1 pseudogene is annotated in these 449 nt (G+C 60.6%); it reads left to right on the forward strand.

Features of this window, described 5'->3' with window-relative positions:
• Positions 1–294 (forward strand): annotated as a pseudogene (locus tag ACGKZZ_RS17295) (hypothetical protein); the annotation flags it as partial.
• Positions 295–449 lie beyond the last annotated feature (155 nt).

Genomic DNA, 449 nt, shown 5'->3' on the forward strand with positions numbered 1-449 from the left:
CAAGCCCGGGCCTTCTCACTCATCGAAGCAGCCCTGAAGGAGGAAGGCGGCTGCTTGATCACAGCGACGGTGCGGCCCTCAAAGCTGCGGTTCTTGGGCAGGCAGGTGGAAGCCTATCGCTTCATCTACTGTGTGTTGAATCAAGTCGCGGCTTCGACGCAGCAAGTCGTAAGGCATCGCTGTCACGAACGGTTGTGCGTCAACCCGGAGCACCTTGTCCTCGGTTCTCAGGCCGACAACAAGCAGGACGATTGGTTGCACTGGGCGTACGGGACCGACCCGGACTACCTCTGAACTGACCCCGTGGGATAGCCTCTCACCACGTTCCTCGCTCGGGCACCCTTAGCGCCCGGGCGGGGGCACCAAACTGGGGCATTTCCAACCGTTCGACGGAGACCTGCGCTATTGAGCGTCTTCAGGTCTTGGATCAGAAAGAACTGGCTGGGGTG

The sequence above is a fragment of the Marivita sp. S2033 genome (genome assembly GCF_046592965.1).
Classification (GTDB): Bacteria; Pseudomonadota; Alphaproteobacteria; order Rhodobacterales; family Rhodobacteraceae; genus Marivita.